Source organism: Ancylobacter oerskovii (genome assembly GCF_018390555.1).
Taxonomy (GTDB): Bacteria; Pseudomonadota; Alphaproteobacteria; order Rhizobiales; family Xanthobacteraceae; genus Ancylobacter; species Ancylobacter oerskovii.
The window spans coordinates 1-1,470 of sequence record NZ_JAHBGB010000029.1 but is presented as its reverse complement, the minus strand read 5'-3'; the positions used below and the strand labels follow the sequence as shown (position 1 = coordinate 1,470).

The following is a 1,470-nucleotide window of genomic DNA, read 5'->3' as shown; positions in this document are numbered from 1 at the left end:
AGGGCGGGCGCATGGAGCAGGAAAACTTCGACACCTATGAGGTGATGCGCCTTGCGCAGATGCCCGCGGTCGAGACCATCCTCGTGCCTTCCGGCGGCTTCTGGGGCGGGGTCGGCGAGCCGACCATCGCGGTCGCCGGCCCGGCGGTACTCAACGCGCTCTTCGCGGCGACGGGCAAGCGCTATCGTACCCTGCCGCTCAAGAATCATGAGTTTGCCTGATGCGCTTCATGCTTTTACTGCTGCCGGCGCTGTGGGTGGCCGTGCCCATGGCGCCGGCCGAGGCCGCGCCGCCGCGCGGGGCCACCTCCTGCACCGGCTGCCACCCGCGCACCGCCGGGCGCGGGCCGATTCCGAGCTTGAACGGACGGCCGGCTGAGCAGATCGTCTCGCAGATGACCGCCTTCCGCAGCGGCGAGCGCACGTCCACCGTGATGACGCGCATCGCCAAGGGGTTCAGCGATGAGGAAATCCGCGCCATCGCCGACTATTTCGCCGCCGGCGGCAACACCCCGGCCGGCTCGGCTGCACCGGCTTCCCCTGCACCGGCTCAGCCGTAGGAGCCTCTTGCGCGGCTTCGCCGCCGGCGCCGCCATGCTCGGAGCGCCCACGGTGCTGGCGCAAACAGGCCCGCGCGTCGTCGTGGTCGGCGGCGGCTTTGCCGGCGCAAGCTTCGCCCGCGCGCTCAAGCGCGAGGATCCCACTATCGCCGTCGCCCTCGTCGAGCCGAGCGAGCACTACACCGCCTGCCCGATGAGCAATGCGGTGATCGCCGGCCTGCGCGACATCGGCGCCCAGCATTTCGGCTATCGCGGGCTGGAGGACGACGGCATCGTCCATGTGCCGCAGCGCGTGGTGCGGGTCGACGCCGCCCGGCGCCGTGCGGTGCTCGCCGACGATGTCATGCTCGACTATGACCGGCTCGTCGTCGCACCGGGCATCGACATGCGCCTCGACGCCATCCCCGGCTATGACGCCGCCGCCGCCGAACTGCTGCCGCATGCCTGGAAGGCGGGCGAGCAGACGCTGCTGCTGCGCCGCCAGTTGGAAGCGATGGAGGATGGCGGCCTCGTCGTCATCTCCGCTCCGCCGAACCCGTTCCGCTGCCCACCCGGCCCCTATGAGCGGGCGAGCCTGATCGCCCACTTCCTCCAGACCCGCAAGCCGCGCTCCAAGCTGCTCATCCTCGACGCCAAGGACGCCTTCTCCAAGCAGCGCCTGTTCGAACAGGCCTGGACAGAGCTCTATCCGGGGCTGGTGGAATGGGTGAGCCTTTCCTTCGGCGGCAAGGTCACCGAGGTCGACGCGCCCGGGCGCACGCTCACCACCGAGTTCGGCAGCCACAAGGCGGCGGTCGTCAACGTCATCCCGCCGCAGCGGGCAGGTGCCATCGCGACCGCCATTGGCGTCGCCGACCAGACCGGCTGGTGTCCGATCGACCCGATGACCTTCGAATCCCGCCTCGTGTCGA

The 1,470-nt window shown here is 70.2% G+C and carries 2 protein-coding genes and 1 pseudogene; all 3 read left to right on the top strand.

Features of this window, described 5'->3' with window-relative positions; translation table 11 throughout:
• Positions 1–221, top strand: a pseudogene (locus tag KHC19_RS13060) (xanthine dehydrogenase family protein molybdopterin-binding subunit); the annotation flags it as partial.
• The gene (locus tag KHC19_RS13055; RefSeq protein WP_213352808.1) at positions 221–559 is read left to right on the top strand and encodes a c-type cytochrome; all 339 of its coding nucleotides are present in this window, start codon (positions 221–223) and stop codon (positions 557–559) included. The pseudogene KHC19_RS13060 and the gene KHC19_RS13055, both read left to right, overlap by 1 nt.
• A gap of 7 nt (positions 560–566) precedes the next feature.
• Positions 567–1,470: NAD(P)/FAD-dependent oxidoreductase (locus tag KHC19_RS13050; RefSeq protein ID WP_213352807.1), on the top strand; the 904-nt coding region annotated here is incomplete at its 3' end.